Below are 6,809 nucleotides of genomic sequence, written 5' to 3'. Positions count from 1 at the left end.
TAGAGCACATCACTTTTAATGATGGGGTCCTGGGTTCGAGCCCCAGTCGGGTCACAAAAGGTCGAGTAATTTATTTTACTTGACCTTTTTTATTTTGGCCATGTGGAGAAACGGTAGACTCGCCATCTTGAGGGGGTGGTGCTCGTAAGGGCGTGAGGGTTCAAATCCCTCCATGGTCACTAGAAAAAAATTAAAACTCTATTTAATTGTAGAATAGGCTTTTATAATTTATTCTTAAAATCATTCAAAAAAAAGACGCAAATAGCTAAATAAAGTACTTATATTTGCACCCTCATTGAAGAAAACAACANTAGAGCACATCACTTTTAATGATGGGGTCCTGGGTTCGAGCCCCAGTCGGGTCACAAAAGGTCAAGTATTAATTTACTTGACCTTTTTTTATACCCTTTCAAATCGGAGAAATGTCTACACAAAAATTAAACCTTTCTTTTTTGTATTTTTGGAACTAAACAAACTTTAGCATGAGATTTTACATTAATACAGAACATTTAATAAATGAAATCGAATACCCAACTCGATATCAATCTCAAAATCTCATCAAAAGTTCAGTTATAGTATTTTTTATTATTCTAACATTTCTCTTACTATTCAAACCATTTGGAGTTTATGATCCTGAACTCAAAATGCACTATTTGTTTATTTGTTTCTTTCATGCTTTTGCACCAGCATTTATTTTATTTGCTTATTTTGAAGTTTTAAATCATTACAGAAAAACAAAATTCCAGACTAAATGGACGTTGCTCCAAGAATATAGTCACATTGGAATACTGTTAGTCCTTATTGGCACATCGAGCTTTCTAATGCGTGATTTGCTTTATAACAACCCAAACAACTGGTCTTGGAATTATTTTTTCGAAGAAATAAGAAACTGCCTCGTAGCAGGTATCTTTTTTTACTTTTTTATACGATTAGCTAGCTTCTATTTTGAATCTAAAAAAGGATCTCCATTTGTTCTTCAATTCACACCTTTAGCTGTTGAAGCCGAAAAAACAATTTCAAAATCTAATCTTTTTATCAGCACACAGGTAAAGCAAGATGATTTTAGCCTTGATATCGATCAATTACTTTTCGCAAAAGCGGATGGCAATTATATCGAGTTGACAAAATCGAACAACAACCAAATTACCACAGAAGTAAAGAGAATTTCTTTAACCCAATTTGAAATTCAAATAGTAGATTATCCACACTTTTTTAGATGCCACAGAACCTATTTAGTAAATATGTTTAAGGTTCAAAAAGTATCTGGAAACTCTCAAGGTTATTTACTATCATTTAATGAAACCAATATTAAAATTCCAGTTTCAAGAAAACAGATAGACAATTTCAACAACTATCACCAAGAGCTTCGCCGCAAATACATTGCATAATCTTGTTGCTCGTCACAAAAGGTAGTTATTAGTAACAATGCCCGCTATTACTGCATTTTACTGTTGTACGTTTGCCATCAATAACACAAAACCAAAATTATTATGTCAACTGCAACTGCTGTCAAGAATCAGGATTCTAGCTCTTCAAACAAATTATTATACATCGATAATATCAAAGTTCTTCTAACCATATTAGTTGTACTTCACCACACCGTTATTGCTTACAGTTCTTCTGAAGGCTGGTACTACAATGAAGAAACTAGTTTTTTAGGAGTACGCATCCTTTCGACAGTATTCATCAGTATAAATCAGTCTTTCTTTATGGGATATTTCTTTCTCCTGGCTGCTTATTTTACCAACTCTTCCTATTCTAAAAAAGGAGTTTCTAAATTTATCAAGGACAGACTAATTCGATTAGGAATTCCTTTAATTTTCTACTCTTTTATTCTTACTCCATTTATTTGTTATCTAGTTTATTATTTCACAAAAGCACATATCACTTATTTCAATTACTTAAGCAGATATGACAGCTGGATCGACTTAGGAGTTACTTGGTTTGTAGCAGCACTATTGCTTTTTACATTAGTTTATGTGGCAGTAAAAAAAATATTCAACATTAACTTCAACAAACCATTGGCAGCGCCCAGCTCTGGCGCTATAATACTATTTGCGGCAGGATTAGGAGTTATTTCTTTCTTAGTTAGAATTATATTCCCTGTTGGATGGGTTCTTGAACCTGTCGGATTTCAGCTTGGGCATTTTCCACAATATATCGCACTATTTATAATTGGATTACTGGCATCAAAAAACAATTGGTTTGAACAGCTTTCAGGAAAAACAGGCAGACAACTCAAAAGGTCAGCACGTTTATGCCTGTTGCTTTTTCCAGTATTTTTTATCATCAGATACAAATTAAACACACCTCTTTCTTGGTTTTCGGGTGGTTTTCACTGGCAGGCATTATTATACGCAGTCTGGGAGCAATGGATTGGAATTTCGATACTAACCGCATTATTAATTAGAGGAAAAATAAATTGGAATGCTACTTCAATATTACTTACTAAAGCATCACGCAGTAGTTTTGCCGTTTACATTTTTCATCCATTAGTGACAGTTATATTTATGTTAGCACTAAAAAACTGGGCTGTTGACCCCGCAATAAAGCTTTTAATTACCGCGCCGCTAATCGTATTGGGCAGTTTTGTATTAGGATCTATTATTTTATTAATTCCAGGAGTTAAGAGAATTTTATAACACACATTATTGATCTTTCAACAAAAGTCAAAATCCTAATTATAAACAAATAGCATTATATTAAAAAAGAAATTCCCTTACAGAATAAAAACTTTCTTAAATTCGTTGAGAAATAATTTAAATCACTAATCCCAAATTAGTTTTATGAAAAACCTACTATTAGCATCATTTATGATGATGACCTGCTCCATCTGGGCACAATCTGCAACAGGCTATTTTGACAAAGCCATAAAAAAAGCGGAAGCCGGAAACACAAAAGGCGCAATCGCTGACTACACCAAAGCCATCAGCATGAATTCAAAATTTGTCGAGGCATACCAGAATCGTGGTGTTGCAAAATTTAAACTAAACGATCTCAAAGGCGCGCAGGCAGATTTTAGCAAAACAATCGACTTAGACAGCATGAATGCAGATGCATTTACAGGCAGAGCCAATGTTAATTATAAATTACAAAACTATCAGGGAGCAATTGACGACTGCACATCTTGTTTAGGTTTAAATCCGAAAGATTACATTGCTTACAATTTAAGAGGTTTAGCTTATAATAAAATCGGCGATAGTAAAAATGCTTGTAAAGATTTTACAAAAGCAATTGAATTAGGAAGTCAAAGTGCTGCAAAAAACAGATCGACTTTCTGCAAATAAGAACTTAAAAACAAAAATAGTCTGCAATCTTACTGCAGACTATTTTTACTTTTTATTAAAGTAATATATTTCTTAGATAAAATATACCTGTTTTTAGGTAAAAAATATATTTACAGTACGTAAACCTCTAATCCTCTATCTTTTTAATGTGGTTTTAAGGTTGCATATAAGATTTTGTTTTACATTTGTCGACCTAATCGCGAGAAATGATAAACAATATTAAAACTGTTTTCAGTATTAAAGATCTTGAGAACTTATCTGGAATAAAAGCGCATACCATACGCATCTGGGAAAAGAGATACAACATCCTTGAACCAATGCGAACTGATACAAACATCAGATTTTATAATCTGCAAAATCTTCAGAAACTTTTAAACATCACGTTATTACACGAGTACGGTTATAAGATTTCTAAAATCGCAACTTATCCTGAAGAAAAGATTCCACAATTGGTGCGCGAAATAATTTCTAAGAAAAATTCACAAAATTACGCCATCACTTCTTTCAAAATGGCGATGATGAATTTTGACCAAGAGTTATTCTTTAATACTTTCGATTGGCTTATTTCTGAAAAGACTTTTAAAGAAGTTTTTAAAGAACATTTTTTACCTCTTTTAAAAGAGCTTGGATTATTATGGCAGTCTGAAACAATTACTCCTGCAAATGAACATTTCATGAGCCATTTGATCAAACAGAAAATATTAATTTACACAGAAAGTCTTCAAATAAGAAAACCAACCAAGACAGATAGAGTATTTGTTTTGTCGCTTCCGCTAAATGAAATTCACCAAATCGGATTACTATATCTGCAATATGAAATTCTCGACAAAGGCTACAAATCCATTTATTTAGGAGAAAGTATGCCGATTGAAAATCTACAGGATTTAACCAGACATTTTGAGAACATTACATTTGTTTCTTTCATGACAGTTCAGCCTGATAGAAATGTAATTAACCAGTATGTTAAATCTATGGGACAGAAATTGTTGCAAAAAAACAACGAAATCTGGCTTATGGGAAAAATGGTTGAACATATCGATCAGAAAGTTTTAACCGATAGAATTCGAGTTTTTGATTCAATGGAAGAAACTATTAATATGATCTAATTTTATTTTGTTTAAGTTTTTCTTATATTTGTTAAACAAATGAGAAAAACAATAACAATACTAGGATCGGGCTTTTCTTCTTTAGCCGCAGCTTGTTACCTTGCACAACAAGGAAACGATGTAACTATTTATGAAAAAAATGACACGATTGGCGGACGTGCCAGACAATTTAAAAAAGACGGTTTTACATTTGACATGGGACCAAGCTGGTATTGGATGCCCGATGTTTTTGAACGCTTTTTTCAAGACTTTAATAAAAAACCATCAGATTATTACGAACTCGTAAAGCTGAATCCGGCATATCGCGTCTATTTTGGAATAAATGATTTTATAAGTATTTATGACAATTTAGAAGATATCAAATCGACATTTGAAGAAATTGAAAAAGGAAGCGCTCAAAAACTTCAAAACTTTATCAATCAAGCCAAAAGCAATTATGATATCGCTATAAAAGATTTAGTGTATCGCCCGGGAGTTTCACCGCTTGAATTAATTACAAAAGAAACCGCTTTAAAATTAAATCAGTTTTTTAGTAATGTAAGTGCCGATATCCGCAAGAAATTCAAAAACGAAAGATTGATCCAAATTCTTGAGTTTCCTGTATTATTTCTTGGTGCGAAACCAACCAAAACGCCATCATTTTACAATTTCATGAATTATGCCGATTTTGGATTAGGAACGTGGCACCCGAAAACTGGAATGTTTGATGTTATTCGCGGAATCGAAAAACTAGCCTTAGAACTTGGTGTTTCTATTAAAACTAATGCTCCAATTGAAAAAATAATAGTTGAAAAAAGCACAGCAACTGCGATTGTTATCAATGGCAAAGTTATAAAAGCAGATATAATTTTAAGCGGCGCCGATTATCAGCATACCGAAACTTTATTAGATAAAGAGCATCGCGCTTATTCTGAAAAATATTGGGAAACCCGCATTTTTGCACCTTCTTCTCTCCTATTTTTTATTGGTTTTAATAAAAAAATAGAAAACATTTCGCATCACGCATTATTTTTTGATACCGATTTTAACCAGCATGCTGTTGATATTTACGATAATCCAAAATGGCCTGAATCGCCTTTATTCTATGCCAATTTTCCATCCAAAACTGATTTAACAGCTGCACCAAATGGAATGGAAACTGGATTTTTCCTAATTCCGCTTGCACCGGGAATTGAAGATAACGAGAAACTCAGAGAAGAGTATTTCGAAAAGATAATCACTCGTTTTGAACAAGTTACGCAACAAGAAATCAGAAATAATATTATCTTTAAGAAGTCATTCTGCAAAAACGATTTTGTAACAGATTATAATGCTTATAAAGGAAATGCTTACGGAATGGCCAACACATTATTGCAAACTGCATTTTTAAGGCCCAAATTAAAAAGCAAAAAAGTCAGGAATTTATACTTTACAGGACAATTAACTGTTCCTGGACCAGGTGTTCCTCCTGCCTTAATTTCAGGAAAACTAGCAGCTGAATTAATTCAAAAATCTCTAAGATCTTAAAAAAAATGAAATCACTATTCGACGCCGTTTCTTTCAAATGCAGCAAGCTGGTTACCAAAAACTACAGCTCTTCATTTTCAATTGCCGTGAAAATGCTTTCACCAAGCATTCGCGATGCTATTTACAGCATTTATGGATTTGTTCGTTTTGCTGACGAAATTGTAGATTCATTTCATGATTATGAAAAAGAATATCTTATCGACGATTTTGAAAAAGAATATTATAAAGCAATGGAATTAGGAATCAGCCTAAATCCAATTCTAAATTCTTTTCAGCATACTGTAAAACAATACAATATTACAGACGATCTTATTCAGGCTTTTCTAAAAAGCATGAAACTAGATCTTATAAAATCAACCTATAACACACAGGCAGAGTACGCAGATTATATTTACGGCTCAGCTGATGTTGTGGGATTAATGTGTTTAAAGGTTTTTGTTTCTGGAAAAGAGCATAAATACGAACAATTAAAAGATGAAGCCATGCGCTTAGGATCTGCTTTTCAGAAAGTAAACTTTTTGAGGGATTTAAAAGATGACAATACGCTTTTAAACCGAACTTATTTCCCAGGTGTTAATCTTAACAATTTCAACGAAGATTCAAAAGAGCAGATTATACAAGAAATTGAAGAAGATTTCCGCATCGCTTACCAAGGAATTGTAAAACTTCCTATCGAAGCCAAATTCGGAGTTTATACCGCTTATGTTTATTACAGAAAACTGCTTAAAAAACTAAAAAATACGCCTTATTACGAAATTGGTAACGCAAGAATCCGTGTTTCTAATTACACAAAAGCAGGACTTTTAGCGCAGTCTTTTGTAACGTACAAGCTCAAACTAGTATAAATTCGTCCAGTTTATAATTTCCCGACAAAAGATGGTTACCATAGTTTACGGAGTTATTTGCGAAG

6 protein-coding genes and 1 tRNA gene are annotated in these 6,809 nt (G+C 33.0%); all 7 read left to right on the top strand.

The features are described from left to right. The first annotated feature begins 96 nt into the window (after positions 1 to 96). The 7 genes from ASE40_RS14530 to ASE40_RS14500 all read left to right on the top strand — a co-directional run bounded on the left by ASE40_RS14530 (position 97) and on the right by ASE40_RS14500 (position 6,744). Positions 97 to 179 (top strand) — tRNA-Leu (locus ASE40_RS14530). Positions 180 to 482: 303 nt separating this feature from the next. Continuing rightward, positions 483 to 1,388, top strand: coding sequence for a LytTR family DNA-binding domain-containing protein (locus ASE40_RS14525; RefSeq protein WP_057117807.1), 906 nt, complete (start codon positions 483 to 485; stop codon positions 1,386 to 1,388). Positions 1,389 to 1,490: 102 nt separating this feature from the next. Then, positions 1,491 to 2,642 carry an acyltransferase family protein gene (locus ASE40_RS14520; protein ID WP_057117806.1) on the top strand — a complete coding sequence of 384 codons (1,152 nt, stop codon included), beginning with the start codon at positions 1,491 to 1,493 and terminating at the stop codon, positions 2,640 to 2,642. A gap of 144 nt (positions 2,643 to 2,786) precedes the next feature. After that, complete coding sequence (locus ASE40_RS14515; RefSeq protein ID WP_241774376.1) at positions 2,787 to 3,287, top strand: tetratricopeptide repeat protein; 501 nt, start codon at positions 2,787 to 2,789, stop codon at positions 3,285 to 3,287. Positions 3,288 to 3,493: 206 nt separating this feature from the next. Then, the gene (locus tag ASE40_RS14510; protein ID WP_057117805.1) at positions 3,494 to 4,393 is read left to right on the top strand and encodes a MerR family transcriptional regulator; all 900 of its coding nucleotides are present in this window, start codon (positions 3,494 to 3,496) and stop codon (positions 4,391 to 4,393) included. A gap of 39 nt (positions 4,394 to 4,432) precedes the next feature. Beyond that, positions 4,433 to 5,899 (top strand): phytoene desaturase family protein, encoded by a 1,467-nt coding sequence (locus ASE40_RS14505; protein ID WP_057117804.1) that lies wholly within the window; start codon positions 4,433 to 4,435, stop codon positions 5,897 to 5,899. 5 nt (positions 5,900 to 5,904) lie between these two features. After that, on the top strand, positions 5,905 to 6,744 hold the full coding sequence (locus tag ASE40_RS14500; RefSeq protein ID WP_057117803.1) for a phytoene/squalene synthase family protein: 840 nt from the start codon (positions 5,905 to 5,907) through the stop codon (positions 6,742 to 6,744). The last annotated feature ends 65 nt before the right edge of the window (positions 6,745 to 6,809 follow it).

This window comes from Flavobacterium sp. Root935 (genome assembly GCF_001429295.1).
Taxonomy (GTDB): domain Bacteria; phylum Bacteroidota; class Bacteroidia; order Flavobacteriales; family Flavobacteriaceae; genus Flavobacterium.
The sequence above is the reverse complement of the archived record's forward strand: the minus strand, read 5'-3'. Positions and strand labels throughout refer to the sequence as shown.

What these genes read in the sequence shown, in the direction of transcription:
- ASE40_RS14510 (WP_057117805.1), top strand. Translation starts at nt 3,494, where the DNA reads ATGATAAACAATATTAAAACTGTTTTCAGTATTAAAGATCTTGAGAAC.
- ASE40_RS14505 (WP_057117804.1), top strand. Translation starts at nt 4,433, where the DNA reads ATGAGAAAAACAATAACAATACTAGGATCGGGCTTTTCTTCTTTAGCC.
- ASE40_RS14515 (WP_241774376.1), top strand. Translation starts at nt 2,787, where the DNA reads ATGAAAAACCTACTATTAGCATCATTTATGATGATGACCTGCTCCATC.
- ASE40_RS14525 (WP_057117807.1), top strand. Translation starts at nt 483, where the DNA reads ATGAGATTTTACATTAATACAGAACATTTAATAAATGAAATCGAATAC.
- ASE40_RS14520 (WP_057117806.1), top strand. Translation starts at nt 1,491, where the DNA reads ATGTCAACTGCAACTGCTGTCAAGAATCAGGATTCTAGCTCTTCAAAC.
- ASE40_RS14500 (WP_057117803.1), top strand. Translation starts at nt 5,905, where the DNA reads ATGAAATCACTATTCGACGCCGTTTCTTTCAAATGCAGCAAGCTGGTT.